Source organism: Streptomyces sp. 3MP-14 (assembly GCF_006334905.2).
In the GTDB taxonomy this organism is placed as follows: domain Bacteria; phylum Actinomycetota; class Actinomycetes; order Streptomycetales; family Streptomycetaceae; genus Streptomyces; species Streptomyces triticirhizae.
This window is the reverse complement of the sequence record NZ_VDLZ02000019.1, coordinates 79,956-106,255: the sequence shown is the minus strand read 5'-3', so window position 1 is coordinate 106,255 and position 26,300 is coordinate 79,956. Positions and strand designations below refer to the sequence as shown.

Below are 26,300 nucleotides of genomic sequence, written 5' to 3'. Positions count from 1 at the left end.
GGATGGGCAGCTTGTCGTGGGTGGGATGGGAACTCACGGGACGACCGTATCTCAGGGCCGGGGCGGTGTGACTACCGGCGTCGGCGTCGTGAGGACAGCACCAGCAGGCCGGTCACGGCCACGGCCAGCGCCGCGACCGGGATGACCCGGTCCAGCCGGGGGCCGCCCTCGGCCGACACCAGTTGGGCGCGCACGCCGTCCACGGTGCGGGTGACGGCGACGGCGGCCTTGCCCGTGGTGCGGTCGACGGCCCCGGCGGCCCTGGCCTTGACGTCCCCGACGATGGTCCTGGGGTGCACCCGGACCGCGATCTCGTCGAGCGTCACCGCGAGGCTCTCCCGCCGGCGGGCGATCCGCTCCTCGATCTCGGCGGCGCTCCTGGCTGCTTCCGGCACGTCGATGCCTCCATCGTCCACACGGTCATCGGTTGTGGGGGTCGCGCCCGTCTTCACAGGGCTAGGCACAGTGTGTCAGCTCCACCGGGGGGATGCCTGTCAGATCCCCCGATTAGGCTGGGTGGCGCACCCTCCTCGTGAACCGTCCCACCACGACGAGTCACCAGACGAGCAACCAAGCGCAAGGAGCACCGCGATGAGCACGCGCCTGCAACCCGGGGACCCGGCCCCCGCGTTCACCCTGCCCGACGCCGACGGGAAGCCGGTCTCGCTAGCCGACCACGCGGGCCGCAAGGTCATCGTGTACTTCTACCCGGCCGCGCTCACCCCCGGCTGCACCAAGCAGGCGTGCGACTTCACGGACAACCTCCAGCTGCTGGCCGGCGCCGGGTACGACGTCATCGGGGTGTCCCCCGACAAGCCGGAGAAGCTCGCGAAGTTCCGCGACAAGGAGAGCCTGGGCGTCACCCTGGTCAGCGACGAGAGCAAGGAAACGCTCGCCGCGTACGGGGCGTTCGGGGAGAAGAAGCTCTACGGGAAGACCGTCACCGGGGTGATCAGGTCCACGGTCGTCGTCGACGAGGAGGGCCGGGTGGCCCGCGCGCTGTACAACGTGCGGGCGACCGGGCACGTGGCCAAGCTCATCAAGGACCTGGAGCTGGACCCGGCCCAGCCCTGAGGCTGACCGTTCTCAGACCAGTTCCACCAGGTCCGCGATCGAGTCGGCGACATGGGTGGGCAGATAGGGGAAGTTGTCGACCTCCTCCTTCTTGGTGAGCCCGGAGAGCACCAGGAAGGTCTCAAGCCCCGCCTCAAGACCGGCCAGCACGTCGGTGTCCATCCGGTCGCCGATCATGGCGGCGTTCTCCGAGTGGGCGCCGATGGTGTTGAGCCCGTGGCGCATCATCAGCGGGTTGGGCTTGCCGATGAAGTACGGGCTCTTCCCCGTCGCCTTGGTGATCAGCGCGGCGACCGCGCCGGTCGCCGGCAGCGGGCCCTCGGGGGAGGGGCCGGTCTCGTCCGGGTTGGTGCAGATGAAGCGGGCGCCGGCCTCGACCAGCCGGACGGCCTTGGTCATCGCCTCGAACGAGTACTGCCGGGTCTCGCCCAGGATCACGAAGTCGGGGTTGGAGTCGGTCAACACATAGCCGATCTGGTGCAGCGCGGTGGTCAGCCCCGCCTCGCCGATCACATAGGCCGAGCCGCCGGGCCGCTGGTCGTCCACGTACTTGGCGGTGGCCAGCGCGGAGGTCCAGATGCTGGCCTCCGGCACCTGGAGCCCCATCCGGGCCAGGCGCGCCTGGAGGTCGCGCGGGGTGTAGATCGAGTTGTTGGTCAGGACGAGGAACGGCTTCCCCGAGGACTTGAGCGCCTCGATGAACTCCGCCGCCCCGGGAAGCGGAACGCCCTCACGGACCAACACGCCGTCCATGTCGGTCAACCACGCCTTGATGGGTCCACGCTCCGGCATCTTGTTCCCCTCGCCATTCCAGCTGACAGCCGCCCCCAGGCTACCCGGCGCCGGGGCGGCCGTCGGCGGCCGACGAGGTGGGCCCGGGAACCATGCGTCGCACCGCATAAGAACAACACGGTGGGAACGGTCGACCCCTCTCCCTCAGGGGACCCAACCGCGTCAACCCGCCCAGAATCGCGTCGCGTTCACACTCCGGACGGGTGCGAAGCGACGTTCATACGGTGTCAGGTTCATCAACAGCGCATAGTTATGCTCACGGGAACCATATGTTCCGAGCACGGGGACGCCGGTGCACGGTGCTGCCGGAGGGCGGGAGAACGGTCGCGATCCCCGCCCCGCCGCCCGGGCCGGCGGCTTCTCCCCCGACCGGCCCAAGCGCGGCCGGCTGCGGATGCGGCGGGCGACGCCCCGGGAGACCTTCGACGGGTAACCACCCGGGAGGTTGGACATGGGCATCACCCGCTCTCTGACGCTCACTCTGTGCGCGGCGGCGACCGTGACGGCCACGGTCTCCACCGCCCCGGCCGGCGCGGCGGACGGACAGCCGACCGAGGGCGACGCCGTCCTGGTCACCCCGGTGGCGCCGTTGCCCGGGGAGGACGTCGGCCTGCTGGTCCCCGGCTGCGCCGGCGCGGACTCCGGCGAGGCCGTGTCGCTCGCCTTCTCCACCACGGTGCGGCTGACGCCTGGTTCGCCGGGCGGCGGGCTGGTCGGCGAGGCGAGGATCGAGTCGACGGCCGCGCCCGGCGACCACCCGATCCAGGTCACCTGCGGCCATCCCGAGGGCGCGCTCTTCGGGTTGGTGACGGTCGGCGGCGGCGAAGCCGGCGCCCTCGCGGACGGCGCCGGCGGCGGCAGCGACCCGGCGGCGGGCTCCCCCGCATCGGACGGGGAGGACAGCACGCTCGCCCCCGACGCGCCCCGCCCGTTCGGCGAGCACGGCGGCGACCGTGGCCGCGAGCGCGGCGACGGCCACGAGGCGGCCGGGCAGCGCGGCGAACGCTGCGGCCCAGGCCACGAGAAGCCGGAACACGAACGGCCGGGCCACGAACGCCCCGGCCACGAACGGCCGGGTCACACCGACGGGCCCGAGAAGCCCGAGTGGCCCGACAAGCCCGAGCACCAGCGCGGGGGCGGTGGCGGCCAGGGTCACGGCACCGACGACCGCTGCCGCCACGAGGGCGGCGGCCGGGAACACGGCACGTCCTCGCCCACCGCGCCCGTCCGGGCCGGCGGCGGGGGCACCGCGAGCCTGGCGTCCACCCCCGCCCAGCCGCCGGTGAGTTGGGGCGACGCCGTCCCGGCCGGGCTGGCGCTGCTGGCCGGCGGCGGCGCGACCTGGGCGGTGCGCCGCCTGCGGTCGCGCTCCAGGACCGACAGGTGAGCGACGCCCGGCGGGCGCCGCGCCGCGACCGGAGCGCCGCCGGGCTCGGCGCCATGGCCGCGGTCCTGGCCTGGTCCCTGCTGCTCAGCGGGCTGTGGCTGTGGGCGCGTGAGGTGACCGGCGGCCCCGGGGTGCCGCCGCTGGCCTTCGGCGCGGCGGCCGGCCGGGCCGAGGCGAGCGGCGAGGACGGCGGCACCGGCTCGGACGGACCGGACGGGCGGAACGAACTGCCGCCGCCGCGCGCCCCGTTGGCCGGTTCGGCGGCGCCGGAGTCGGTGACGATCGACGCGGTCGGGGTGGTCGCCGAGGTGGTGCCGCGCGGCCTCGACGAGGACGGCGGGGTGGAGCCGCCGCCGCTGGACGCGCCCGAGCTGGTCGGCTGGTACGAGGGCGGCGCCGCGCCCGGCGCCGAGGGCGCCGCCGTGCTGGTGGGCCACCGGGACACCGAGCGCGCGCCGGCCGTCTTCCAGGAGCTGGCGGAGCTGGAGCCGGGCGACGGGGTGCGGGTGGCGCGGGCCGACGGGCAGGTGGCGCTGTTCACCGTCGAGACGGTGGAGACGGTGGAGCGCGACGCCTTCGACCCCGACGCGGTCTACGGTCAACGGGAGCCGGGCGCGGCCGAGTTGCGGCTGCTGACCTGCGGCGGCGCCTTCGACCCCGAGGGCGGCGGCTACTCGGCCAACGTGGTGGTCTCGGCCTATCTCACGGGCGCCGCCAGCTGACCGCGCGCCGCCGGCTCAACGGGCGCCGCCAGCTGAACGGGCGCCGCCGGCTCAACGGGACCGCGCGCCGGCGCGCGGTCAGTCGCCGCGCGCCCCCGGGACCAGCTCGCCGACCAGCGGGGCCAGCGCCCGGAAGGCCAGGCCCCGGTGACTGATCGCGTTCTTTTCGTCCGGCGTCAACTCCGCGCAGGTGCGGTCGGATTCGGTCGGCTGGAGGATCGGGTCATAGCCGAAGCCGCCGTCCCCGGCCGGCGCCCGGCGCAGGGTGCCGTGCAGCCGGCCCTCGGTGACCCGTTCCGTCCCGTCGGGCAGCGCCAGCGCGGCGGCGCACGCGAAGTGCGCGCCCCGGTGCTCGTCCGGAACGTCGGAGAGCTGGGCCAGCAGCAGGTCGAGGTTGGCCTGGTCGTCGCCGTGCTTCCCGGCCCAGCGCGCGGAGAAGATGCCGGGCGCGCCGCCCAGCACATCCACGCAGAGGCCCGAGTCGTCGGCGACGGCGGGCAGCCCGGTGGCCCGGGCCAGCGCGTGCGCCTTGAGCAGGGCGTTCTCCGCGAAGGTCACCCCGGTCTCCCTGACGTCCGGCACCTCGGGAAACGCGTCGGCGCCGAGGAGTTCGAGGGAGATCCCGGCCCGGCCGAGGATGGCGCGCAGCTCGGTGACCTTGTGGGCGTTGCGGGTGGCGAGAACGAGTCGGTGCATGGGGGCGATTATCGGCCCCTCGACGGCCCCGCCGCTCACCCCACCCGCTCACCGCACCCGCTCACCCCCTCTCACCCCATCCGCTCCGCCAGCACCCGCACGTCCCAGGGCCCGAGCGCCAGCCGCTCGCCCGCCGCCAGCTCGGCGCCCTCGCCCGTCACCTCCCGCACCCCGACCGGCACGGTGAACTCCGTAGGCTCCCAGGACCAGTTGTGGACGAAGCGCAGCCGGGTGCCGTCCGCCGCCGTGGCCCCGGTGACGGTCTGGCTCGGCGCGGCCGGCCGCCAGCCCGCGTCGCCACCCGACCCGCCCGGCAGGCCCGCGCACCAGCGCAGCACGGCGGCCGCCAGCGCCGGGTCCGGCACCGTGCCCAGCGTGGTGATCCGGCCGGCCCCGTGGGCGCGCGTGGTCACGGCGGCGAACCGGCCGAAGTGCGGGTGCGCGTAGCGCGCCAGCACCTCGGCGTCGGTGGGCAGCAGCCCGTCCACCCAGCGGGTGGCCGTGGCGTCCGCCGGCAGGTCGAGCCCGGAGCCGGGCGCCGCGCGCACCGGCAGCGGCCCGTCCAGGGTGGCGATCTCGTCGTACCAGGCGCCGGCCGCGCCGTCGAGGTGCGCCGGCTTGCGCTCCAGCCGGGCGCGCGCCTCCTCGTCGCCGTAGCCGGTGCGCACCCCCAGCACCAGGTGCCCGCCGGCCGCCGCATACCGCTCCAGCCGCCGCAGCAGCGCGTCGTCGGCGACCAGCAGCCCGGCGGCCACCAACAGCGGGTGGCGGGCGGCCAGTTCGACCGGGTCCTCCTCGGCCAGCCGCTCGGCGTGCTGGATGGCGACGCCCAGGCCGGCGTCGAACGCGCCCCGGTAGAGCGCGTCGAACACCGCGTGGTACGACTCCCGGTCCCCGCCCGAGCCGTCCGGCAGCGGCAGCATCGGGTGGTCCTCCAGCGCCCACCGCGCGTCCGTCGAGTAGACCATCGCCACCTCGGCGTCCGGCGTCAGCCCGGCGACCAGCTCCCCCACCCGTTCGAACTCGGCGCCGATCCGGGCCAGTTCGCGGTAGACCCGGCCCGGCTCCAGGCTGTGCGGGAGGACGCCGCCCCAGTAGGTCTCGGTCCCGTAGTGCAGCGTGTGCCAGTGCCAGTACTCGATCATCCGCGCGCCCCTGGACACCAGCGCCCAGGCGGCCTGCCGCCACTGGCCGTCCCAGGCCGGCTCGTTGGTCCAGGAGGGGCCGATGGCCTGCGCGTTGGTCTCGGTGACCAGGAACGGCTCCCGCCGCGACGCGTACATCCGGTCGGCGGAGCGGTAGAGCGCCCACACCCCGCTGGTGGTCCAACCCTGCCGCGCGGTGCGGGTGTCGGGCAGGGCCAGCGCGTCGCGCATCGCGTAGTACGGGTTGCCGGCGGTGATGTCGAGGCGTTCGGTGAGCCGCTGGTCGTGGACGGCGGGCCTGGCGTAGGCGAGGCAGGTGGTCACGAACTGGTCGGGCCTGGCCAACTCCCGCACCACCTCGGCCTGCCAGCCGATGAAGGCGGTCGTCAGCTCGCCCTGGAAGCGGCGCCAGGCCAGGTCGTACTGCGGCTGCCCGTTGGCGTCGGGCGTCCACAGGTCGGCCCAGGTGGACAGCCGGTGGGACCAGTAGGTCAGCCCCCAGGCCCGGTTGAGTTCGTCGACGGTGCCGTAGGTGTGGCGCAGCTGGTCCACGAAGCGCTGGAAGACGCCCCGGTTGTGGAGGAGTTCGTTGCCCGGCTCGTTGTCCACCTGGTAGCCGATGACCGCCGGGTGCGCGGCGTAGTGGCCGACGATCCGGCGGATGATCCGCTCGGCGTGGAAGAGGAACGCGGGGTGGGTGTGGTCGATCTCCTGCCGGATGCCCCAGCCCATGGGCTGCCCGGTGCGGCGTTCGGCGTTGATCTCGGGGTGGGCGCGCTGGAGCCAGGGCGGCACCGCGTAGGTCGGGGTGCCCAGCACCACGGCGATGCCGCGCTCGTGGGCGCCGTCCAACACCGGGCGCAGCCAGTCGAGTTCGAAGACGCCGTTTTCGGGTTCCCAGGTGGACCAGACGGACTCGCCGACCCGGATCACGCTGAACCCGGCCTCGCGCATCAGGTCGAGGTCGGTCGCCAGGCGTGGCGTCGGCTGGTACTCGTGGTAGTAGGCCGCGCCGAAGAGGACCCGGCCGGGGAGCTGCGTCATGTTCGCCTTTCGAACGGTGCGGTGGCGAGCGGGCGTTCAGGACCGCGAGGTGAGTCCCCGGTCCGCGCGGTCAGCCCTTGACCGCGCCGGTGGAGAGCCCCTCCAGCAGCTGCCGGCGCAGCAGCAGGAAGACCAGGATGGTGGGCACCGAGGCCAGCACGGCCCCGGCCATCACCAGGTCGTAGGAGCGGTTCTCGGCGCGGAAGAGGATGTTGAGGCCGAGCGGGACCGTGTACTGGTTGACGTCGGAGAGCATCACCAGCGGCCACATGAACGAGTTGTAGGACTGGAGGAACTGCCAGACGGCCAGCGCGCCCAGCGAGGGCCGCAGCAGCGGCAGCACCACCCGCCAGAACGTGCCGAACTCGCCGCTGCCGTCGATCCTGGCGGCCTCGATGATCTCGTCAGGGATGGACTGGACGATGTACTGCTGCATCATGAAGATCCCGAAGGCCGGCGCCACCCACGGCACGATCAGCGCGAACCACGGGTTGGACAGGCCGGACTTGACGACCAGGATGAACAGCGGCACCAGGATCACCGCGAACGGCACCGACAGCGAGCTGAACATCACGCCGAACAGCAGCCGCTTCCCGGCGAAGCGGAACTTGGCGAAGCCGTAGCCGGCCAGCGCGCACACGAAGACCGCGACGGTGGTGGCCAGCAGCGCGGTGACCACGCTGATGGCGAACCAGTTCCAGAACGGCTGGGTGTCCAGCAGGGTGCGGTAGCTCTCCAGCGTTCCGGGGCTCGGGATCAGACTCGGCGGGTACTCGAAGATGTCGCCCCTCGGCTTGAACGAGGAGCTGACCGCCCACACCAGCGGCGCGACGAAGACCAGCAGCAGCGCGGTCAGCGTGGTGTAGAGCGCGACCTTCCCGGAACGGCTCATGCCCCGGCGGCGGGTCCGCTCACGCCGCTGCCGCTTCCCTGGGACGACGGCACGGGTGCTCATGCGGCCCTCCCGATGGCCAGCAGCCGGTTGAGCAGTTGGCTCACGGCGAAGACGACGACGAAGAGCACCAGCCCGGCCGCCGCCGCGTAGCCGAACTGCTGGCGTTGGAACGCGGCCCGGTAGACGAACATGGCGACGCTCAGCGTGGCCTCGCCCGGGCCGCCGTTGGTGATCAGATAGGGCTCGTCGAAGAGTTGGGCCGCGCCGATGAACGAGGTGACCACGACGAACGCCGTCACCGGCTGGATCGACGGCAGCGTCACGGTGAAGAAGCTGCGGATCGCGCCGGCGCCGTCCAGCTCGGCCGCCTCGTACAGGTCGCGGGGCACCGCCTGGAGCGCGGCCAGGAAGAAGATCGTGAGATAGCCGACCCAGCGCCACAGCAGCACCAGCGAGACGGTGAACCTCGCCCAGTCCGGGTCGCCGATCCAGTCCACGCCGCCGCTGCCGAAGAGCGCCTTCAGCAGCGAGTTGGCCAGGCCGTACTGGGTGTCCAGCAGCAGGCTGTAGACCAGCGCGATCACGATCGGCGACAGCACCATCGGCACGAAGAACGTGACCCGGAACAGGTCCCTGGCGCGCAGCCCCCTGGTGTGCAGCGCCTGGGCGAGCAGCAGCGCGCAGGGCACCACCACGAACAGGCTGACCAGCACGTAGAGCAGGGAGTTGCCCAACGCGGTGTGGAAGCTGGTGTCGCGCGCCAGGTCGGCGAAGTTCCGCAGCCCGACGAACTCCGGGGTGCCCAGGCCCACCCACTCGGTGAGGCTCAGATAGCAGGCCACCAGGATCGGCACGATCATGAAGAGCAGATAGAGCACGTAGAACGGCGCGATGAAGGCGTAGGGCGCCCACATCCTCCGCCGCTCGGCGCCGCCGGCCCGGGGTGGCCGTTCCGGGTTCGGGGCCCGGGGCGGGGATGCCGTGGTGGGGACGGTCAACGGGCCTCCTCAGTCGCGGGAGTTGCGGGTCTGGCCCCGGAAGTCGTCGGCGGCCCTGGCCAGCGCGTCGCGGGGCGAGATCTCCCCGCGATACGCCTGGAGCAGATAGCCGCTGAGGACCGTGTCCAGGGTGGACTTGTCGGGGCTCAGATAGATCGCCGGCGCCTCGTCGATCAGCTCGCGGTAGACCTCGAACGTGGGCTGGTCGCCGCAGAACGCGTCGGTGATGGCGAGCAGTTCGGGGTCCTCGTAGACGGAGCGGCGGGTGGGCAGATAGCCCAGGTCGCGGAACCGGCGCACCTGCTCGGACGGGGTGAGGTAGGCGGCCTTCACCAGCTCGACGCCGGCCAGGGTGTTCTCCTTGCCGCGGATCGCGGCGAAGCCGGTGCCGCCGGCGAACGAGGTGCGCACCCCGCCGCCGGCGAACGCTGGCAGCGGCCGGATGCGCCACTGACCGGCCTGCTCCGGGACGTTGGGCTCCAGGCCGTAGATCCGGTACCAGGTCGCCATCCACTGGCCGAGCACCGCGCCGCTCTCCAACGCCGCCTGCATCGGCGGGGCCATCAGCCCGGCGACGCTGCTGAGGAAGCCGGTGCGCAGCCCCTCGGCGATGAAGCCCAGCACCTCCTCCGCCTCCGGCGTCTCGATGCCCAGCGAGCCGTCCTCCTCGAAGAACCGGCCGCCGCGCTGCAACAGCAGCATCTCGAAGCCCTGCGTGTTGGAGCCCGCCTCGCTGCCCACCGGCACCGCGCCCAGCGAGACCCCGTGCCGGCGGTGCGCCAACGCGCCCGCCTCGGCCAGTTCCTCCCAGGTCTCCAGGTCGGCCGGGATGCCCAGCCGCTCGAACTCGGAGGCGCGGTAGTAGTAGACGACCAGCGGGGCGTCCGAGTCGAGCGCGTAGAGGTGGCCGTCCTGGCTGAACGGGGCGGTGCGCGAGGGCAACAGGTCGTCGGCGGCGTCCCCGATGTGGTCGGTGAGGTCGGTCAGCAGCTCCTCGGCGAGCACCCCGCGCCGCAGCCGGGGGAACGTGCCGATCTCCAGGCCGATGACGTCCGGGGTGCCCCGGCCGGCGATGGCCTGCGCGATGGTCTTGGTCACCAGGTCGTCGGCGCCGGCGCGGCTCAGCCGCAGCCGGTAGCGGAAGTCGGTCTCCCGCTCGGCGATGTCGGCGGAGATCTCGAAGAAGTCGGCGTACGCCTCGTCGTGGGTCCAGAACGCCAGCTCCACCTCGCCCGAGGTGCGCGGCTCGGCGGCCCGGCCGCCGGCACAGCCGGCCAGCGCCGGCGGGAGCACGGCGGCGGCCCCGAGTCCTGCGCCGGCCCGCAGCAGGGACCTGCGGGAGACCGGCTCGTTGAAGTGGCTACGGAAGTGGGGGGACTTCGGGACGCGCGGAACCACGCCACCAGCTCCTTTGCCAGCGTGCTCACGCCGGCCCGCCTGGGACGACGGCCGGCACCGCCACACGCTAGGAACGCGCTTTCTACGCCGTCAAGGGTCGCGTTCGAGAAATCGGGGAACGTTCGACCCAACGAACGGTGCCCTGGCCGGGCGGGCTCGGGGATGGCGCGCGGCGCCAGGCGGGGCCAAGGCCGGCGGGGCGCTGCGCGCCCCGACCGGATGGCCCGGGCCGGGAAGCCCCGGCCAGGTGGGCTCGGGCGAAGTCCGGCGTGACGCCGTTGCTCGGCTCCACCGCGCTGAACGGGCCCCACCCGGCCGCCGACACGGGCGTTCGGCGGCGGTGGACCGGGCGCACAATGAGACGCGTGGCTCATGTTCCGATCGCTCGCCATCTGCTGCGCGCCAGGGATCTCGCGGACGCGCGCTACTCAGAGACACTCACCGTGGCCGACATGGCAGCCGCCGCCGCGCTCTCCCCGGCCCACTTCAGCCGCTGCTTCAAGGCCGCGTTCGGGGAGTCGCCGCACCAGTACCTGCTGACCCGCCGCCTGGAGCGGGCCGCGGCGCTGCTGCGGGCGACCGACTGGACGGTGGCCGCCATCGGCGCGGCGGTCGGGGTGCGGAGCATCGGGTCGTTCACGACGAGCTTCCGCCGGATGTACGGAACCACCCCGCAGGCGTACCGGGCGGCCCACCCGCCCGCCGCCCGGCACCTGCGCATCCCCCGCTGTGTGGCGATGGCCTACGGCCGGCCGCAGAACCGCACGTTTCGAGAAGACGCCAGGTCAGAGGCCGCCTAGCCTCGGACCCAGGCAATCGAACCAGGAGCGGCCATGACGAGTATCAGGATCGCCAACGCACAGTTCTGGGTGCATGACCAGGACGCGGCGCTCGACTTCTACACGAAGAAGCTCGGCTGGGAGGTGCGGTCCGACGTGACGATGGAGGAGTGGGCCTTCCGTTGGCTGTGCGTCGGCCCGCCCGGCGGGGAGGGCCCGGCGTTGGTGCTGATGCCGGTGCCCGGGCAGCCGATGCTGGACGCGGCGAACAGTGCGCGGCTGTCGGAGCTGGTGGCCAAGGGCGCGGGCGGCACGCTGTTCCTGGAGACCGACGACTGCGAGGCCGCGTACGACGAACTGTCCGCCCGAGGCGTCGAGTTCAACGACCCGCCGACGGCGCAGCCGTACGGGATCGACACCTCGTTCCGTGACCCGTCGGGCAACAACATCCGCCTCACCCAGGTGCTGGAGTTCGACCCGGAACGAACCTGACCCGCGCGGAGCGGACCACGCCCGGGCCGGGCACTCCGGGCAACCGGGGCAACCCGGGCCGCCAGGCCCGGTGCCCCACCCCGGATCTCGGTCCAGCCGGGCCCCCGGCCGAACCAGCCACCCCGGCCGGGCAACCAGTTGCGGCAGCGGCGGGGGCCGCCGGCCGGGGCCCCCGCCGTACCAACCACCTCGCCCGGGCGTCCGGGCACGGCAACGACGGCGCCACCGACCGAACCTCACCAACTGCCCCACCCAGGTAACCAGTTCCGGCAACGGCAAGACCACCGGCTGAGACCCCCGCCACACCAATCACCCCGCGAGGGCCACCGCTCGCCGCAACGGCAAGATCACCGGCCGGGCCCTCGCCGAACCGACCACCCCGGCCACGGGCCCCCCGGGCCCGTGGCCCCGGTCCCGGCCGGCAAGGCCTACGCCGTGCAGGCCGACGTCAGTTCGTCCACCGCCGCGTTGAGCGGCGACAGGTCCGGGACGTCGCCGTCGGCGACCCCGGCGCGGACGTTGTCGATCGCCTCGCCCACCGAGTCGGCCGCGTCCCGAACGTCCGTGTCGGAGACGTCGGCCGACAGCTCGTTCAGGTCGTTCTCGGCGGCGTCCGCCGCGTCCAGGAAGCCCGTCGGGTCCTCCGAGTCGAGCGCCCGCCCGAGGGCGTCCACGCTGTTGGACACCTCCAGCGCCAACCGCGTGCAGTCCACGGCGCGTTGCAGGTCACAGCCCAGGGTGCCGAACGCCGCCGCGACCGCGACCGCGCCGCCGGACAGGCCCATCCGGATGGTCCTCACGTCAAACTCCCCTCCGCCGGACGGCCGTTCCGCCCTGCCCTCCCCCATTGTCGGGGCCGTCAGGCGGACTCGGCCAGCGCCGCCCGCTGCGCCTCGGCCAACCGCGCGCAGCCGCCCGCCGCCAGGTCCAACAGCGCGTCCAGCTCGGCCCGTTGGAACGGCGCGCCCTCCGCGGTGCCCTGCACCTCGACGAACGCGCCGGAGTCGGTGCAGACCACGTTCATGTCGGTCCCGGCCCGCACGTCCTCGGTGTAGGCGAGGTCGAGCAGCGGGGTCCCGTCCACGATGCCGACGCTGACGGCGGCGACCTGGCCGGTCAGCGGCTCGTTCCTGCCCTTGATCAACTTCCTGCCCCGGCCCCAGGCCACCGCGTCGGCCAGCGCCACATAGGCGCCGGTGATCGCCGCCGTCCTGGTGCCGCCGTCGGCCTGGAGGACGTCGCAGTCCAGCACCACCGTGTTCTCGCCCAGCGCGCGGAAGTCGACCACGGCGCGCAGCGAACGGCCGATGAGCCGGGAGATCTCGTGGGTGCGGCCGCCGATCTTGCCGCGCACCGACTCGCGGTCGCCCCTGGTGTTGGTGGCGCGCGGCAGCATCGCGTACTCGGCGGTGACCCAGCCCTCCCCGCTGCCCCGCCGCCAGCGGGGCACCCCCTCGGTGACGCTGGCCGTGCACAGCACTCTGGTGTCGCCGAAGGAGACCAGTACCGAGCCCTCCGCGTGCTTGCTCCAGCCGCGTTCGATGGTCACGGGGCGGAGCTGGTCGGCCGTCCGGCCGTCGATGCGAGACATGGAAGCGAGCCTATCCGGCGTCCGGCCTGCGCCGATCCCCGGATTCCGGCCGCCGGCGGCGGCCCGTTCACGGCGCGGTGGACGGACCGTCAGATCTCGTAGACGGCGCCGGGGCGCGCCAGTTCGACCGGTCCGTCGAAGGTGGCCTTGGCGTCGCCGAGGTTCACCTGGGCGTCGGTCCACGGCGGGATGTGGGTGAGCACCAGCCGCTCGGCGCCGGCCCGCTGCGCGCAGCCGCCGGCCTCGCGCCCGTTGAGGTGCACGTCGGGGGCGTCCTCCTTGCCCTGGGTGAACGACGCCTCGCACAGGAACAGGTCGACGCCGGAGGCGAGTTGGGTCAGCTCCCCGCAGGTGCCGGTGTCCCCCGAGTAGCACAGCGAGCGGCCGGCGTGCTCGATCCGGAAGCCGTAGGTCTCCACCGGGTGGTTGACCCGCGCGGTGCGCACGGTCAGCGGCCCGAGGCGGAACGCGCCCATCCCGCCGAGGGTGTGGAAGTCGAAGACCTCCCGCATCGAGGACTCCTCCGGCACGTCGTCGTAGGCGGTGATCAGCCGCCGCTCCGTGCCGGTCGGCCCGTACACCGGGACCCGCGCCGGCCGCCCGCCCTCGTGCCGGTAGTAACGGGCCACGAAGTAGCCGGTCATGTCGATGCAGTGGTCGGGGTGGAGGTGACTGAGCGCGATGGCGTCGATGTCATACAGCCCGCAGTACTTCTGTAGCTCGCCGAGGGCGCCGTTGCCCAGGTCGAGGAGCAGCCGGTAGCCCTCGGCCTCGACGAGGTAGCTGGAGCAGGCCGAGTCCGTGGACGGGAACGACCCCGAGCAGCCGACGACGGTGAGCTTCATAAACCGGGGAACCTCCGTTGTGGGGTTCGAACGACTCTAAGTCGCCAACCGGCCCGCCGGGCATCGCGCGGGCCCGGGTGTGGGCGGAATCACCAACTTCTGTGACCAGTGCGGCCGGTGTCACAAAACACCAGCTCGAAGCGTTCGCTCACATTCTGGTACGCGAACGAACGCGAATTGCGAGCAGCAGTCCGACACCGATCCAGATGGCGAACATCGAGGAACCGCCATACGACAGGAACGGCAACGGAAGCCCGGTCACCGGCATGATCCCCAGCGCCATCCCCATGTTCTGGAAGGTCTGGAACGCGACCCAGGAGACAATGCCGACCGCGACGATCGTTCCATAGGGATCGGGCGCCTCCCTGGCGATCCGGCAGCCGCGCCAGAGCACCACGCCCAACAGCGCGATGATCAGTCCGGCACCGAGAAAGCCGAGTTCCTCGCCGGCCACCGTGAACACGAAGTCGGTGTGCTGTTCCGGCACGAACTGCCCCAGCGTCTGGCTACCGTGGAAGAGGCCCTGCCCGAAGAGGCCGCCGGAGCCGATGGCGATCCGCGCCTGGTTGGTGTTGTATCCCACGCCGGCCGGGTCGAGCGCCGGGTTGGCGAACGCGGCGAACCGGTTGATCTGGTACTCGTCGAGCAGCCCCACCTGCCACACCGCGACCGCGCCGGCCACGCCCAGCGTCACCAGCCCGAGAATCCACGCGCGGCCCGTTCCCGAGGCGGCCAGCACGCCCAGCGCGATCACCGCGAGCACCATGGTCTGCCCGACGTCCGGCATCAGCATCACCAGCGCCGCCGGGACCGCGACCACCAGCAGCGCCTGGAGCACGGTGCGGCTGTCGGGCCCGTCCCTGCGCTCGTTGTCCCCGGGCGCCGCCAGCAGCAGCGCCATCGCGAGGATCACCCCGATCTTCGCCAGCTCGGAGGGCTGGAACGCGAAGCCGCCGGGGAGTTGGAGCCAGCTGCGGGAGCCGTTGACGGTGGAGCCCAGCGGGGTCAGCACCAGCAGCGACAGCACCACGCACAGCAGGTACAGCATCGGCACGGCGGCCCGCAGCCGCAGATAGCCGTACCAGACGACCAGGGCGCACAGCCCGAGCGCGATGGCGACGTTGAGCAGCTGCCGCATCAGGAAGAACTCGGGCTCGCCGTTGTTGAGGTCGGTGCGGTTGCGGGTCGCCGAGTAGACCAGCAGGGTGCCGAGGGTGGTGAGGGCCACGGCCGAGAGCGTCAGCGGCCAGTCCAGCCGTCGGGCGAGCGAGCCCCTGGCGGTCATCAGCCGCCAGACGCTCTGCTCGCCGGTGGGGGGAGGGGCGGAGAGGGTGTAGCTGCGCACGGTCACACAAATGACCATACGTGTCCGATCCACTCCGCAGCGTCAACTCCGGGCGGGGGCGTCACCCCGCGAGGGGAGCCTCAGGCCCAGAGCTGGCCCTGGAGGCGTTCGACGGCCTCCTCGGTGGAGGCCGCCTCGTAGATCCCGGTGGACAGGTACTTCCAGCCGCCGTCGGCGACCACGAAGACGATGTCCGCCGGCCTCCCCGCGGCGACCGCCTTCCGGCCCACGCCCAGCGCGGCGTGCAGCACGGCGCCGGTGGAGACGCCGGCGAAGATGCCCTCCTCGTCCAGCAGCTGCCGCACCCGGCGCACCGCGTCCTCGGAGCCGACGGAGTACCTGGTGGTCAGCACGGAGTCGTCGTACAGCTCCGGAACGAAGCCCTCGTCCAGGTTCCGCAGGCCGTAGACCAGGTCGTCGTAGCGCGGCTCGGCGGCGACGACCTCGATGTCGGGGCGCTGCTCGCGCAGGTACCGGCCGACGCCCATCAGCGTTCCCGTGGTGCCGAGGCCGGCGACGAAGTGGGTGACCGAGGGCAGGTCGGCGAGGATCTCGGGCCCGGTGGTGGCGTAGTGGGCGCCCGCGTTGTCCGGGTTCCCGTACTGGTAGAGCATCACCCAGTCCGGGTGCTGGTCGGCCAACTCCTTGGCGACCCGCACCGCCGTGTTGGAGCCGCCGGCGGCCGGCGAGGAGATGATCTCGGCGCCCCACATCGACAGCAGCTGACGCCGCTCGGCCGAGGTGTTCTCCGGCATCACGCAGACGATCCGGTATCCCTTGAGCCGGGCCGCCATGGCCAGCGAGATGCCGGTGTTCCCCGAGGTCGGCTCCAGGATGGTGCAGCCGGGGGTGAGCCGGCCGTCCTTCTCGGCCTGCTCGATCATGTACAGCGCGGGACGGTCCTTGATCGAACCGGTCGGGTTCCGGTCCTCCAACTTGGCCCAGATCCGCACCTCCTCGCTGGGCGAGAGCCGGGGCAGCCGCACCAGCGGGGTGTTCCCGACGGAGGCCAGCGCGCTGTCGAAGCGCATCAGCCCATGCCCCCGGCGACCGCCGGCAGGATGGTGACGCTGTCGCCGTCGTTGAGCGGGGTGGCGATGCCGTCGAGGAAGCGGACGTCCTCGTCGTTGAGGTAGACGTTGACGAAGCGGCGCAGCTGCTCGCCGTCCACCAGCCGCTCGCGGATGCCCGGGTGGTTGGCCTCCAGGTCGGTGAACAGCTCCTCGATCGTCTTCCCGTTGCCGGTCACGGCCTTCTGGCCGTCGGTGTAGGTGCGGAGGATGGTCGGGATGCGGACCTCGATGGCCATGAAGGACTCCAGAGAGGGACAGACGGACGCGGAACTTGCTTCGGCGGTGGGCGACCGGACCGGCCGGTCAACGAACCACGGGACACTCGGCCTGCGGTCGGGAGTCGCTCACGTCCGGGAGAACCATGGCGTCATCGTATCGATTCCCGGATGGGCGATCGAGACCGTTCAGCATACGAACGTGGACGTCTCAGAACCGCGTAAGGAGGCCGCTGACCAGCGCCGTTGTGCCTCGGTGCCGGGCGTCGGCGGGTCAGCCCCGGTAGGACTCGACCACCCGGACCTCCTCCTCGGTGATCTCGCCGTCCACGATGCGGAACGACCGGAACGGGACCGGGCCCTCGCCGTCGCCGCTCTCGGCGGTGGAGACCAGCACGTAGTGCGCGTTGGGCTCCTGGGCGAGGGAGACGTCGGTGCGGGACGGGTACGCCTCGGTCGCGGTGTGCGAGTGGTAGACGACGACGGCCTCCTCGTCGCGGTCGTCCATCTCCCGGTAGAGCCGCAGCAGGTCCATCGAGTCGAACTCGTAGAACGTGGGCGAGCGGGCCGCGTTGAGCATCGGGACGAAGCGCTCCGGGCGGTCGGAGCCGACCGGGCCAGCGATGACGCCGCAGGCCTCGTCGGGGTGGTCCGCCCGGGCGTGGGCGATGATCTGGTCGCGCAGGGCCGCCGTGATGGTCAACATGGGGCCAGCCTAGGACGCCGCCGCGCCGCCCGGCCGACCGGGAGCCGGACCGGGCCCGGGGCTACTTGGCCAGCGTGATGTCCTCGGCCGACTCGGCCTGTTCGGCGGCCCGCTCGTCCGCCTCGATCTGCTCCTCGCTGTCCCCGGCGTCCCGCCGCCGCACATAGGTGAGCACCTTGCGCAGCTCGGCGCGGACCACGGGCGCCAGCAGATAGAGCCCGATGATGTTGCAGACCGCCGCCAGGAAGAGGAACGCGTCCGCCAGGTCGACCAGGGTGCCCAGCGAGAGCAGCGCGCCGCCGACGGTGAGCAGGCAGAACAGCGCCTTGTAGCTGCCGTCGGCCAGCCGGCCGGGGCCGAACAGGTGCGTCCACGCCTTGAGACCGTAGTAGCCCCAGGTGATGATCGTGGCGAACGCGAAGAGGAAGACCGCCAGCGTCAGCACGTACGGGAAGCCGGGCAGCGCCGTCTCGAAGGCGTCCGAGGTGATGGAGATGCCGACGCTGTTGCCCTCGACGGCCTCGCCGGAGGCGACCCGCTCCCTGGCCTCCTGGTAGAGCGGCCCGCCGGCCACCACGATGGTCAGCGCGGTCATGGTGCAGATCACCACGGTGTCGAGGAACGGCTCGATCAGCGCGACCAGGCCCTCGGTCGCCGGCCGCTTGGTCTTGACGGCCGAGTGCGCGATGGGCGCCGAGCCGACGCCCGCCTCGTTGGAGAACGCCGCCCGCTGGAAGCCGACGATCAGCGCGCCCACCACCCCGCCGGCGACGCCCTCGGGGCTGACGGACTCGCGGCAGATGGTGGCCACGGCGTCGGGGACCGCCGTGGCGTTGCAGCCGATCACCACCAGGCAGGCCGCGCAGTAGAGGATCGACATGGCCGGCACGAGCCGGCTGGTCACCCGGCCGATCGCGCGGATGCCGCCGACCAGCACCAGCCCGGCGAGCAGCGCGACCACGGTGCCGAAGAGCAGCGCGCCACCGGAGCCGGCGAAGAACGAGGTGTGGTCCTCGGTGACGGCGACCAGCTGCTCCAGGCTCTGGTTGACCTGGAAGAGGTTCCCGCCGAAGAACGCGAAGAACAGGATCGTGACGGCCGCGAGCAGCGAGAGCGTGCCGCCAAGGCGGGGCAGCCCGCGTTCGGCCAGGCCCTTGCGGAGGTAGTGCATCGGGCCGCCGGAGACCCGGCCGTGCTGGTCGATCTCGCGGTAGCGGACGCCGAGGGTGCACTCGACGAACTTGCTGGCCATGCCGAGGAAGCCGCAGAGCATCATCCACACCGTGGCGCCCGGGCCGCCGATGGAGACGGCGATGGCCACGCCCGCGATGTTGCCGAGCCCGACCGTGCCGGAGACGGCCGAGGTCAGCGCCTGGAAGTGGGTGACCTCGCCGGGGGCGTCCGGCTGCTCGTAGCGGCCGCGCACCAACTTCAGGGCCAGCGGCAGGTGACGGATCTGCACAAAACCGAAGAGCACCGTGAAGACCAGCCCGGCGACCGCGAGCCAGCCCACGATCAGCGGAAAGGGTCCGCCAAAGAGTTCGATTTCATAGAAGACCACCTGGGTCAGCGCCCGACTGACCGGTTCGAAGAGATTGTTGACCGTTTGATCGATCTCATCGGTCCAGGAGTGCTGGCCTGCCATGCGATACCCCTGACGGTGCGCGAAATAAAAACACCGTCAGGTTATCCGCGAATGGAACTCACGGCAGAAGAGTCTCCACCAGGGTCTCCTGAAGGCTCCCCAGCCAGAGAAAGGCGATCACCATGGGTTTTCTGGGGTCCTCGTCCGGAAGGTCGAACAGCTTTTCGGTGGTGGACTCGTCCTCGATTCCGAGCCGCGCGCCGATCACCAGCCGGAGGTCGTTGAGCCCGCCGAGCCAGCGGTCCGAGGCCGCCCGGTCCAGCGTCAGCACGGCCTCGCCGCCCGCCTCGGGCCGCGCGCTCCGCGCCTCGTCCAGGGCGCGCACCATGGCCAGCAGCCGGTCCCGCTTCTGGGTACGAAGATCGCTCTCGGTGAATCGACGGAACTCGGCCGAACGGGTGCGCGCCGCCGGATCGGGCGGGGACTCCGGGTCTCCGTAGGCGTCGGGAAACAGCCGCGCCAGCGCGGGGTCGGAGGGCGGCTCGCTGGGGCCCTCGGCAAAGAGCGCGTTCAACGGATCGGCATTCTCGGGTTCGCCCTGATCGGGACCGATCAGCTCAAGAAGCTGAACGGTCAGGCTGCGAAGAACGGAGATCTCGCCGTCATCCAGGGTGACCGAGGCGCCGCCCTCGCCGCCGGGCAGCCGCTCGAAGTAGCCAGGCATCAGCGGTCCCGCTGGAGCGTCGCCCAGAGCCCGTAGCCGTGCATCGCCTGCACGTCCCGCTCCATTTCCTCGCGGCTGCCCTGGGAGACCACGGCCCGCCCCTTGTGGTGGACGTCAAGCATCAGCTTCTTGGCCTTGTCCTTCGAATAGCCGAAATACGTCTGGAAGACATAGGTCACGTAACTCATCAGATTCACCGGGTCGTTGTGCACCACGGTGACCCATGGGACGTCCGGTGCCGGCGCCTGCTCGGACGCCGACTGCTCCTCGGTGCGCTCGATCTCCACGGGCATGGCAGTCACCCCTCCATGCTGCCATCACCCCGCCTGCCGAACCCAAACGCCCAGGACAGCGACCCGACGGGCGCCGGGCGAAGAGATATCGTCAGATTGACGAGATCGGGGGTACACTCGCGCCATGGACGTCATGGACCACTGGCCGACCACGCTGCCGGTGAAGGTGCCCTCGACCGCGCTCTTCACCGACCAGTACGAGCTGACCATGTTGCAGGCCGCGCTCCGGGCGGGCACCGCGCACCGGCGTTCGGTGTTCGAGGTCTTCACCCGCCGGCTGCCCGAGGGCCGCCGCTACGGGGTGGTGGCCGGCACCGGGCGGGTGCTGGACGCGGTGGCCAGCTTCCGCTTCGAGCCCGAGATGCTCGACTTCCTCGACCGCCAGGAGGTGGTCGACGGGCCGACGCTCGACTGGCTCGCCACCTACCGCTTCACCGGCTCCGTGCGCGGCTATCCGGAGGGCGAGGTGTACTTCCCCGGCTCGCCGATCCTCACGGTCGAGGGCAGCTTCGCCGAGTGCGTGCTGCTGGAGACGGTCGTGCTGTCGATCCTCAACCACGACTCGGCCGTGGCCGCCGCCGCATCCCGGATGGCGGTGGCCGCCGGCGACCGGCCGCTGATGGAGATGGGCGCCCGGCGCACCCACGAGCTGGGCGCGGTGGCCGCCGCCAGGGCCGCCTATGTCGGAGGCTTCTCGGCCACCTCCGACCTGGCCGCCGGCTTCCGCTACGGCATCCCCACCGTGGGCACCAGCGCGCACGCGTTCACGCTGCTCCACGACACCGAGCGGGACGCGTTCACCGCCCAGGTCGCCTCGCTCGGCCGCTCCACCACGCTGCTCGTCGACACCTACGACGTGGCCGAGGCGGTGCGCGCCGCCGTCGAGATCGCCGGGCCCGAGCTGGGCGCGGTGCGGATCGACTCGGGCGACCTGCTGGTGGTGGCGCACGAGGTGCGGCGACAGCTCGACGAGCTGGGCGCGACCGGCACCCGGATCGTGGTGACCAGCGACCTCGACGAGTACGCCATCGCCTCGCTGGCCGCCGCGCCGGTGGACGCCTACGGGGTCGGCACCGAGCTGGTCACCGGCTCGGGCCACCCGACCTGCTCGATGGTCTACAAGCTGGTGGCCCGCGCCGAAGGCGACGATCCGGAGGCGCCGCTGCGGCCGGTCGCCAAGAAGTCGCTGGGCGGCAAGCTCTCGGTGGCCGGCGTGAAGTGGGCGGCCCGGCCGGTGGACGAGCGCGGGGTCGCCGAGGCCGAGGTGATCGGCACCGGCGAGATCCCCGACGAGCTGGCCGACCGCCGGCTGGGCGTCGAGCTGGTGCGGAACGGCGAGCCGGTCGGCGCCGAGCCGCTCGGCGCGGCCAGGGAACGCCACGTCAGCGCCCGCGCGGCGCTGCCGCTGTCGGCCCGCCAGCTCTCCCGGGGCGAGCCGGTGCTGCCGACCCGCTATCTGACGCCCCTCGCCTGAGCGTTCCGCCCAGTAGGCTCGTGCCCCCGGTCGCCCGGCGGGCACGGCCGGGGAACGTCGCAACCGAACCCACGAACCTCCACGAACCTCACGAAGGTGGTCCCGATGCACCGCGCGCTGATCGTCGTCGATGTGCAGAACGACTTCTGCGAGGGGGGCAGCCTCGCCGTCGCCGGCGGCGCCGATGTGGCGGCGGCGATCACCGACCTGATCGCCGCCTCGACGGCCGGGTACCGCCATGTGGTGGCCACCCGCGACCGGCACATCTCCCCCGGTGATCACTTCTCGGCCGATCCCGACTTCCAGCACAGCTGGCCGCGCCACTGCGTGGCCGGCACCGAGGGCGTCGGCTTCCACCCGAACTTCGCTCCCGCCGTCGCTTCCGGCGCCGTCGAGGCCTGCTTCGACAAGGGCGCCTACGAGGCCGCCTACAGCGGCTTCGAGGGCCACGACGAGTCGGGCACCGGGCTGGCGGACTGGCTGCGCGCCCGGGAGGTCACCGAGGTGGACGTGGTGGGCATCGCCACCGACCACTGCGTGCGGGCCACCGCGCTGGACGCGGAGCGGGCCGGCTTCCGCACCCGGGTGCTGCTGAGCCTGACCGCCGGGGTGGCGCGGCCCTCCGTGGACGCGGCGCTGGCGGAGCTGGGCGAGGCCGGCGTGGAGCTGACGGGCACCCCGGTCGTCAGGGCCTGACCGGCGGGGCTCCCCGGGCGGGCCGGGTCAGCTGGCCAGCCGGGTGGCCGAGCGGAACAGATGCGTCATCGGGTGCCAGCTCTCGGTGAGGCCGCAGGGCGCGGAGCGCCAGACGACGCCCTCCGGGTGGTGCAGCACGGCGGAGATCTCGTCCGGGGTGGGCGGGGCCGCGTTGCCCCGCAGATAGACGGCGCGCAGGCCCAGGTTCCGCAGCCGGGTGAGCGCCCTGGGGCGGTTCACGGCGTGGACCAGCACCCGCACCGTCCGGCCCGACGCGTCGGGCCTGGGCACGGTGAGCGCGACGACGACGCTGCCATCGGGCAGCCGCACAAACCCTCCGTTGGCCATCAGACACCTTTCCCGGTTCGTTCTCCTTCGAGGATGGACTTACGACATCCTTACGCGATCGGCCGCCGCCCGTCGAGGGGCGGCGGCCGATACATGCTCTGACCTGCGGTTTTCTAGTTCGTCACATCAGCGTCCGTCAGATGTCGACGGAACGTGAACGCGACAGCACCGTCCGTCTCCGCTCAGCGGCCGCTCTTGGAGACCAGGACGACGAGCGGCTGGGTGCCTCTCCTGGGCTCGACGAGGACCGAGATCCGGGTGTTGGTGTCCGGAACGATCACGCTGTTGCCCGGGTTCGCCTCGTCCCAGTACTCGCCCCTCCGGTCGTCGAAGGCGCGGGCCGCGTCCTGGCTCGGCAGCGTGGTCGGCTCGCCGTCCAGATGGAGCGTCAACTCGGCCGTGTCCGACCGGCCGAAGGTGGCGTCCCGCGACTGGATGCGGTTGCGGATCGTCGTCCCGTCCGACCAGGTCTCGGACGTCGGGTGCGCGTCCACCGGCAGGATCAGGCCCTCGCCCGGGTGCTGGCTGGTGTTGTTGTCGCTCTGCGAGGTGTCCCACAGCCACACCAACATGCCGTTCTCGTAGGAGTAGTGCTCCACCCAGTCCGGACGGTCGGTGAGCCAGCTGAAGTTGTACGGGCCGCTCTCCAACGTCTCGTCGTAGCCGACGTACTGGCGGTTCTCCACGATGTAGTACTGCGGATAGTCGTCGGTGACCGAGGCGCCGACCACGGAGAAGCCGTCGGCCTCCCAGTCGCCCTCGCCCTCCTCGGCGTTGTCGCTGAACACGACCTCGCCGTCGGCGGTCACGGTGATCTCGTCGGCGGTGAAGCCGATCTCCGCCAGCCCGCCGTCGGTCTGGTAGCGGAACCTGAGGTCCACGCTGGCGCCCGCGTAGGCGTCCAGCGGGAACGACAGGGCCTGGTGGCCGTCCGAGACGCCGGTCACCACGGAACGACCCGCGCTGTCCTGCGGCAGCGGCTCGCCGTCGGCGGTGCCCTCCAGCGGGGTCCACGCGCCGCCGGTGGAGGCCTCGACATAGAGGTTGTCGTAGCCCTCCTCGATGTTCCACCAACCGGTCAGGTCCAGCGAGGCGGTTGACGCGCCGGTGAGGTCCACCGTGCGGGTGAGCGTGTTGCTCAGGTCGTCGCCCGAGCCGCTCCACCACTGTGCCTCGCCCTCGGCGGGCTCGGCGATCTCGTGGGTGACGGTCTTCTCCGGCAGCTCGACGATCACGGCCTGGGTGTTGCCGCGCTGCGGGTAGACCTCGCTGGAGGGGCCGACCAGGTGCAGCGAGGTACTCGCGGCCTGCGCCACCTCGTAGTCCAGCCAGCCGAGTTGCAGCTTCTCCCAGGAGCCCATGTCGTTGGGCAGGGTGCCGATGGCGCCCTCGCCCAGGCTCAGCCAGGAGCCGGAGGACATGGCGGACCAGAAGGCGGTGCCGTTCTCGCCGCCGGCCGTGTCGTAGAGGTCGGGCAGCCCGAGGTCGTGGGCGAACTCGTGGGCGAAGACGCCGACTCCGCCGTTCTCCGGCTGGATGGTGTAGTCGCCGACCCACAGGCCGGTGTCGGCGACCTGGGTGCCGCCGGCCGGGTTGTGCTCGGGCCCTGTGGTGCCGATCTGGTCGGCGAACGCGTACCAGCGGTGCGCCCAGATGGCGTCCTCGCCCTGCGCGCCGCCGCCGGCCGACTCGTCCTCGCCGGCGTGCACGATCTGGAAGTGGTCCAGATAGCCGTCCGGCTCGTTGAAGTCGCCGTCGCCGTCGTAGTCGTAGCGGTCCTGTACGTCGTACTCGGCGAGCGTCGCGGCGACCTCCTCCGGGCTGGCCCCGGCCGCGAGCTGGTCCTCGTACCAGGCGTTGACGCCGTCGGTGACGACGTCCCAGACCTCGGGGCAGACGTTGTCGCCACAGGCGTTGGTGCCGTACCTGGCCTCGTTGTAGTCGACCCTGACCCAGTCGGTCACCAGGCCGTCCACGGTGTACTGCCCCGAGGACTGGCGCTCGAAGTACTGCTTGACGGACGGTACTTCGGGGTCCTCCGAGTAGTAGATGTCCTCGTAGTACTGCCGGTCGAAGTCCTCCTGCCAGATGGTGGAGTTGTCGTTCTCCCGGTCGGGCTCCGCTATCTCGTTGACGCGGGGCCCGGGCGTGCCGCCGTACTCGGGGTCGACCTCGTCGCCGAACTCCACCAGCACGGTGAAGATCTTGTCGGTGCCGGTGGTGGCCACCTCGACGAACTCGCCCTCGCTCAGCTCCACCACCTCGGAGCCGCCCAGCGTGCGCGGGCTGGACTCGCCCGCGATCAACCGCTGGAACGCCTGCTGCCGCTGCGCCTCGCGCTTCTCGGCCAGCGGGTTCTCCAACTCCGGTTCGGCGGCGCTGAATCGCTGGTCCTGGGGCCCGGCGCCCTCGTCGGCCGGCGGCTGCTGGGCCTGCGCGGTCCCGACGGGCACCAGTGCCGCCGCACCGAGCGCGGCGATGGCCGTCGCCACGGCGGCGGTCGTGGATCTCGTGGATCTCTTTCCTAGCTTCACCTGTTCGCCAGTCCTCCCCTGCGCCCGCAGTGTGTTGTCGCAGTGTGCTAACGGGACGCATTTGACATGAGTAAGACAGAAAAAGACAGCCCTTGATTCGAACTCCGTGGCCAACTAGCGTTTTTCGACGGCCTGTCGTGCGTCGCTCGGGCCTCCCTGGTGCGCCCGCCGTCGGTCCGGTTGATCCGGTTGATCCGTGACGGCCCGTCCGGCGCCGCCCTCCGTTCCCGGGAGCGCTCCCCTTCGCGGCCCGTTGTTCCCGGGCGATGACCCGGTGCGCCCCCCTGTGCTTCCCGCTGGCATGAGCCGGAGGCTTACTCAACTCGCCGGACGGGCATCGAGGCTCGTAGAGTCGTTCGAGAGAGGTCACCCCCCTGCCTCTCCCGACGGCTACAGCACTCCATCCGAGGACGGAAACCGCCATGCCGCACCCGACCCCCGTGCAGACTGTCTACGGTTCGGTCACCGTCGTCTCCCTCACCCTCCTGCTGCTGGCGTTAGCCCCCGAGAACCCCGGGGTCGCTTCGCTGTTGATCGCCGCCGGCGCGCTCGTCGCCGGCACCGTGGTGGCGCTGCTCGTCGGGTCCAGGCGCCGGGCCGTCGCGCCCGAGCCCGAGCCGGCGACGCCACCGCGCCCCGCCCCGGCACCGGCCCGCGCCGCCGCGCGCGACCGCGTCCGGGTCTGAACGAACGCCACGTTCGCGCGCCAGGTGCGCGACCGGATGCGACATCAGGCGGTGGAGACCACCACGGTCCTCGCCGCCTTGTCGTGCAGACACTGCCGGTAGGGCTGGTCCCAGGTGCAGAAGAGCACGTTGACCAGCCAGAAGACGAAGCCCACGCAGGGCAGCAGCTGCGGCAGCGAGTAGACGCCGGCGCGCAGCCAGCCCGCGCTGCCGCGCGGCACGGAGCCGTCGGCCAGCATCGCGACCCGGATCTTCATGGCCATCTTGCCGAGCGTCTGGCCCCGGGCGGAGAGCATCAGCGCCTCGTAGACGAAGTAGACCAGCAGCACCACGGCCTGCCGGCCGTAGGAGCCGCCGTTGCCGCCGCCGTCGTCGAAGTCGTAGGTGCCGGCGAACGGCCAGAGGATCAGCGTCACCGGGATGCCGACGATCAGCGTGTCGATGATCCGCGCCACCAGCCGGCGCCACCTGGAGGGCAGCGGCGGCATCCCGGCCAACGGGTCGGCCGCGCCCTGCGGGCCGCCGTAGGGGGACTCGGGGTAACGGCCGCCGCCCGGCACCCCCGTGGTGTCGCCGCTGGCGGGGGGTGGCGGCGCGGGCGGCAGCCCGGACTCGCTGGACTGGGCCGGGTCGAAGGGCCGATTCCGCTCCGGCTCACCGCCGGGGCCTGGCTGGGGCTGCTCGCTGCTCATGGCAGCGAGTCCACCCCGGCCCCGGCGGCACCGCATCCGGGCGGCGGCGTATGGGGGTAACGGGCGGGCGT

The 26,300-nt window shown here is 72.1% G+C and carries 28 protein-coding genes; 8 read left to right on the top strand and 20 right to left on the bottom strand.

All coding sequences use genetic code 11. The features are described 5' to 3' along the window. Positions 1 to 71 precede the first annotated feature (71 nt). Positions 72 to 416: a DUF3618 domain-containing protein gene (locus FH609_RS27060; protein ID WP_226961981.1), complete on the bottom strand. Its 345-nt coding sequence runs from the start codon at positions 414 to 416 to the stop codon at positions 72 to 74. A gap of 175 nt (positions 417 to 591) precedes the next feature. Between FH609_RS27060 and bcp the strand changes: the two genes are divergently transcribed. Next, positions 592 to 1,074 (top strand): thioredoxin-dependent thiol peroxidase, encoded by a 483-nt coding sequence (gene bcp / locus FH609_RS27055; RefSeq protein WP_139673074.1) that lies wholly within the window; start codon positions 592 to 594, stop codon positions 1,072 to 1,074. Positions 1,075 to 1,086: 12 nt separating this feature from the next. Here the strand turns inward: bcp and FH609_RS27050 are convergent, their stop codons facing one another. After that, positions 1,087 to 1,866, bottom strand: coding sequence for an HAD-IIA family hydrolase (locus FH609_RS27050; protein ID WP_139673078.1), 780 nt, complete (start codon positions 1,864 to 1,866; stop codon positions 1,087 to 1,089). Between the two features lie 451 nt (positions 1,867 to 2,317). On the opposite strand from FH609_RS27050, the gene FH609_RS27045 reads away from it, so the two are divergent. Next, complete coding sequence (locus FH609_RS27045) at positions 2,318 to 3,253, top strand: hypothetical protein (protein WP_139673081.1); 936 nt, start codon at positions 2,318 to 2,320, stop codon at positions 3,251 to 3,253. Further along, the gene (locus FH609_RS27040) at positions 3,250 to 3,975 is read left to right on the top strand and encodes a class F sortase (RefSeq protein ID WP_226961980.1); all 726 of its coding nucleotides are present in this window, start codon (positions 3,250 to 3,252) and stop codon (positions 3,973 to 3,975) included. Before FH609_RS27045 ends, FH609_RS27040 begins: the two co-directional genes overlap by 4 nt. Before the next feature lie 78 nt (positions 3,976 to 4,053). Here FH609_RS27040 and rdgB read toward each other — a convergent pair whose 3' ends face one another. From rdgB to FH609_RS27015, 5 genes are all read right to left on the bottom strand, one after another. Further along, positions 4,054 to 4,671 (bottom strand): RdgB/HAM1 family non-canonical purine NTP pyrophosphatase, encoded by a 618-nt coding sequence (rdgB, locus tag FH609_RS27035; RefSeq protein WP_139673085.1) that lies wholly within the window; start codon positions 4,669 to 4,671, stop codon positions 4,054 to 4,056. Between the two features lie 71 nt (positions 4,672 to 4,742). Next, the gene (locus FH609_RS27030) at positions 4,743 to 6,860 is read right to left on the bottom strand and encodes a beta-galactosidase (RefSeq protein WP_139673088.1); all 2,118 of its coding nucleotides are present in this window, start codon (positions 6,858 to 6,860) and stop codon (positions 4,743 to 4,745) included. A 70-nt stretch (positions 6,861 to 6,930) separates the two neighbouring features. Then, the gene (locus FH609_RS27025) at positions 6,931 to 7,815 is read right to left on the bottom strand and encodes a carbohydrate ABC transporter permease (protein ID WP_226961979.1); all 885 of its coding nucleotides are present in this window, start codon (positions 7,813 to 7,815) and stop codon (positions 6,931 to 6,933) included. Further along, the gene (locus tag FH609_RS27020) at positions 7,812 to 8,753 is read right to left on the bottom strand and encodes a carbohydrate ABC transporter permease (RefSeq protein WP_226961978.1); all 942 of its coding nucleotides are present in this window, start codon (positions 8,751 to 8,753) and stop codon (positions 7,812 to 7,814) included. Before FH609_RS27020 ends, FH609_RS27025 begins: the two co-directional genes overlap by 4 nt. A 9-nt stretch (positions 8,754 to 8,762) precedes the next feature. Then, positions 8,763 to 10,151, bottom strand: a complete 1,389-nt coding sequence (locus FH609_RS27015; RefSeq protein WP_226961977.1) for an ABC transporter substrate-binding protein — start codon at positions 10,149 to 10,151, stop codon at positions 8,763 to 8,765. A gap of 356 nt (positions 10,152 to 10,507) precedes the next feature. Here FH609_RS27015 and FH609_RS27010 point away from each other — a divergent pair, with 356 nt between their 5' ends. After that, complete coding sequence (locus FH609_RS27010) at positions 10,508 to 10,951, top strand: helix-turn-helix transcriptional regulator (RefSeq protein WP_139673091.1); 444 nt, start codon at positions 10,508 to 10,510, stop codon at positions 10,949 to 10,951. A gap of 33 nt (positions 10,952 to 10,984) precedes the next feature. Next, complete coding sequence (locus tag FH609_RS27005) at positions 10,985 to 11,422, top strand: VOC family protein (protein WP_139673094.1); 438 nt, start codon at positions 10,985 to 10,987, stop codon at positions 11,420 to 11,422. 428 nt (positions 11,423 to 11,850) lie between these two features. On the opposite strand, the gene FH609_RS27000 is transcribed toward FH609_RS27005, so the two are convergent. The 10 genes from FH609_RS27000 to clpS all read right to left on the bottom strand — a co-directional run bounded on the left by FH609_RS27000 (position 11,851) and on the right by clpS (position 19,799). Next, entirely contained in the window at positions 11,851 to 12,222 is a 372-nt protein-coding gene (locus FH609_RS27000; protein ID WP_139673097.1) for a hypothetical protein, read from the bottom strand. A 59-nt stretch (positions 12,223 to 12,281) separates the two neighbouring features. Continuing rightward, on the bottom strand, positions 12,282 to 13,013 hold the full coding sequence (gene rph, locus FH609_RS26995) for a ribonuclease PH (RefSeq protein ID WP_139673099.1): 732 nt from the start codon (positions 13,011 to 13,013) through the stop codon (positions 12,282 to 12,284). An 89-nt stretch (positions 13,014 to 13,102) separates the two neighbouring features. After that, positions 13,103 to 13,858 (bottom strand): MBL fold metallo-hydrolase, encoded by a 756-nt coding sequence (locus FH609_RS26990; RefSeq protein WP_139673102.1) that lies wholly within the window; start codon positions 13,856 to 13,858, stop codon positions 13,103 to 13,105. Positions 13,859 to 14,006: 148 nt separating this feature from the next. Further along, positions 14,007 to 15,221 (bottom strand): rod shape-determining protein RodA, encoded by a 1,215-nt coding sequence (gene rodA, locus FH609_RS26985; protein WP_139673105.1) that lies wholly within the window; start codon positions 15,219 to 15,221, stop codon positions 14,007 to 14,009. Positions 15,222 to 15,283: 62 nt separating this feature from the next. Further along, positions 15,284 to 16,234: a PLP-dependent cysteine synthase family protein gene (locus tag FH609_RS26980; protein ID WP_139673108.1), complete on the bottom strand. Its 951-nt coding sequence runs from the start codon at positions 16,232 to 16,234 to the stop codon at positions 15,284 to 15,286. Next, the gene (locus FH609_RS26975) at positions 16,234 to 16,512 is read right to left on the bottom strand and encodes a MoaD/ThiS family protein (RefSeq protein WP_122185054.1); all 279 of its coding nucleotides are present in this window, start codon (positions 16,510 to 16,512) and stop codon (positions 16,234 to 16,236) included. The genes FH609_RS26980 and FH609_RS26975 overlap by 1 nt, the downstream gene beginning before the upstream one ends. 253 nt (positions 16,513 to 16,765) lie before the next feature. After that, positions 16,766 to 17,197 carry a Mov34/MPN/PAD-1 family protein gene (locus FH609_RS26970; RefSeq protein WP_139673111.1) on the bottom strand — a complete coding sequence of 144 codons (432 nt, stop codon included), beginning with the start codon at positions 17,195 to 17,197 and terminating at the stop codon, positions 16,766 to 16,768. Positions 17,198 to 17,258: 61 nt separating this feature from the next. After that, positions 17,259 to 18,842: an alanine/glycine:cation symporter family protein gene (locus FH609_RS26965; protein WP_139673115.1), complete on the bottom strand. Its 1,584-nt coding sequence runs from the start codon at positions 18,840 to 18,842 to the stop codon at positions 17,259 to 17,261. 58 nt (positions 18,843 to 18,900) lie between these two features. Next, a complete protein-coding gene (locus tag FH609_RS26960; RefSeq protein WP_139673119.1) occupies positions 18,901 to 19,506 on the bottom strand; it encodes a DUF2017 domain-containing protein in 606 nt (201 codons plus the stop codon). Then, a complete protein-coding gene (gene clpS / locus FH609_RS26955) occupies positions 19,506 to 19,799 on the bottom strand; it encodes an ATP-dependent Clp protease adapter ClpS (protein WP_139673316.1) in 294 nt (97 codons plus the stop codon). Before clpS ends, FH609_RS26960 begins: the two co-directional genes overlap by 1 nt. Positions 19,800 to 19,932: 133 nt before the next feature. Here clpS and FH609_RS26950 point away from each other — a divergent pair, with 133 nt between their 5' ends. Together FH609_RS26950 and FH609_RS26945 are read left to right on the top strand one after the other, a co-directional pair. Continuing rightward, positions 19,933 to 21,273: a nicotinate phosphoribosyltransferase gene (locus tag FH609_RS26950; RefSeq protein WP_139673319.1), complete on the top strand. Its 1,341-nt coding sequence runs from the start codon at positions 19,933 to 19,935 to the stop codon at positions 21,271 to 21,273. 105 nt (positions 21,274 to 21,378) lie between these two features. Continuing rightward, on the top strand, positions 21,379 to 21,969 hold the full coding sequence (locus FH609_RS26945) for an isochorismatase family protein (protein ID WP_139673122.1): 591 nt from the start codon (positions 21,379 to 21,381) through the stop codon (positions 21,967 to 21,969). Positions 21,970 to 21,996: 27 nt separating this feature from the next. Here FH609_RS26945 and FH609_RS26940 read toward each other — a convergent pair whose 3' ends face one another. Beyond that, entirely contained in the window at positions 21,997 to 22,317 is a 321-nt protein-coding gene (locus tag FH609_RS26940; RefSeq protein ID WP_139673125.1) for a hypothetical protein, read from the bottom strand. Positions 22,318 to 22,499: 182 nt separating this feature from the next. Further along, positions 22,500 to 24,851 (bottom strand): immune inhibitor A domain-containing protein, encoded by a 2,352-nt coding sequence (locus FH609_RS26935; protein WP_139673128.1) that lies wholly within the window; start codon positions 24,849 to 24,851, stop codon positions 22,500 to 22,502. A 422-nt stretch (positions 24,852 to 25,273) separates the two neighbouring features. Between FH609_RS26935 and FH609_RS26930 the strand changes: the two genes are divergently transcribed. Beyond that, on the top strand, positions 25,274 to 25,537 hold the full coding sequence (locus FH609_RS26930; protein WP_139673131.1) for a hypothetical protein: 264 nt from the start codon (positions 25,274 to 25,276) through the stop codon (positions 25,535 to 25,537). 44 nt (positions 25,538 to 25,581) lie between these two features. Here the strand turns inward: FH609_RS26930 and FH609_RS26925 are convergent, their stop codons facing one another. Beyond that, entirely contained in the window at positions 25,582 to 26,229 is a 648-nt protein-coding gene (locus FH609_RS26925) for an RDD family protein (protein WP_139673134.1), read from the bottom strand. Positions 26,230 to 26,300 lie beyond the last annotated feature (71 nt).

What these genes read in the sequence shown, in the direction of transcription:
- FH609_RS26975 (WP_122185054.1), bottom strand. Translation starts at nt 16,512, where the DNA reads ATGGCCATCGAGGTCCGCATCCCGACCATCCTCCGCACCTACACCGAC.
- FH609_RS27045 (WP_139673081.1), top strand. Translation starts at nt 2,318, where the DNA reads ATGGGCATCACCCGCTCTCTGACGCTCACTCTGTGCGCGGCGGCGACC.
- rodA (WP_139673105.1), bottom strand. Translation starts at nt 15,221, where the DNA reads ATGGTCATTTGTGTGACCGTGCGCAGCTACACCCTCTCCGCCCCTCCC.
- FH609_RS26990 (WP_139673102.1), bottom strand. Translation starts at nt 13,858, where the DNA reads ATGAAGCTCACCGTCGTCGGCTGCTCGGGGTCGTTCCCGTCCACGGAC.
- FH609_RS27010 (WP_139673091.1), top strand. Translation starts at nt 10,508, where the DNA reads ATGAGACGCGTGGCTCATGTTCCGATCGCTCGCCATCTGCTGCGCGCC.
- FH609_RS26925 (WP_139673134.1), bottom strand. Translation starts at nt 26,229, where the DNA reads ATGAGCAGCGAGCAGCCCCAGCCAGGCCCCGGCGGTGAGCCGGAGCGG.
- rdgB (WP_139673085.1), bottom strand. Translation starts at nt 4,671, where the DNA reads ATGCACCGACTCGTTCTCGCCACCCGCAACGCCCACAAGGTCACCGAG.
- rph (WP_139673099.1), bottom strand. Translation starts at nt 13,013, where the DNA reads ATGTCTCGCATCGACGGCCGGACGGCCGACCAGCTCCGCCCCGTGACC.
- FH609_RS26945 (WP_139673122.1), top strand. Translation starts at nt 21,379, where the DNA reads ATGCACCGCGCGCTGATCGTCGTCGATGTGCAGAACGACTTCTGCGAG.
- FH609_RS26940 (WP_139673125.1), bottom strand. Translation starts at nt 22,317, where the DNA reads ATGGCCAACGGAGGGTTTGTGCGGCTGCCCGATGGCAGCGTCGTCGTC.
- FH609_RS26970 (WP_139673111.1), bottom strand. Translation starts at nt 17,197, where the DNA reads ATGTTGACCATCACGGCGGCCCTGCGCGACCAGATCATCGCCCACGCC.
- FH609_RS27005 (WP_139673094.1), top strand. Translation starts at nt 10,985, where the DNA reads ATGACGAGTATCAGGATCGCCAACGCACAGTTCTGGGTGCATGACCAG.
- bcp (WP_139673074.1), top strand. Translation starts at nt 592, where the DNA reads ATGAGCACGCGCCTGCAACCCGGGGACCCGGCCCCCGCGTTCACCCTG.
- FH609_RS26960 (WP_139673119.1), bottom strand. Translation starts at nt 19,506, where the DNA reads ATGCCTGGCTACTTCGAGCGGCTGCCCGGCGGCGAGGGCGGCGCCTCG.
- FH609_RS26980 (WP_139673108.1), bottom strand. Translation starts at nt 16,234, where the DNA reads ATGCGCTTCGACAGCGCGCTGGCCTCCGTCGGGAACACCCCGCTGGTG.
- FH609_RS26965 (WP_139673115.1), bottom strand. Translation starts at nt 18,842, where the DNA reads ATGGCAGGCCAGCACTCCTGGACCGATGAGATCGATCAAACGGTCAAC.
- FH609_RS26950 (WP_139673319.1), top strand. Translation starts at nt 19,933, where the DNA reads ATGGACCACTGGCCGACCACGCTGCCGGTGAAGGTGCCCTCGACCGCG.
- FH609_RS26930 (WP_139673131.1), top strand. Translation starts at nt 25,274, where the DNA reads ATGCCGCACCCGACCCCCGTGCAGACTGTCTACGGTTCGGTCACCGTC.
- clpS (WP_139673316.1), bottom strand. Translation starts at nt 19,799, where the DNA reads ATGCCCGTGGAGATCGAGCGCACCGAGGAGCAGTCGGCGTCCGAGCAG.
- FH609_RS27030 (WP_139673088.1), bottom strand. Translation starts at nt 6,860, where the DNA reads ATGACGCAGCTCCCCGGCCGGGTCCTCTTCGGCGCGGCCTACTACCAC.
- FH609_RS27050 (WP_139673078.1), bottom strand. Translation starts at nt 1,866, where the DNA reads ATGCCGGAGCGTGGACCCATCAAGGCGTGGTTGACCGACATGGACGGC.
- FH609_RS27025 (WP_226961979.1), bottom strand. Translation starts at nt 7,815, where the DNA reads ATGAGCACCCGTGCCGTCGTCCCAGGGAAGCGGCAGCGGCGTGAGCGG.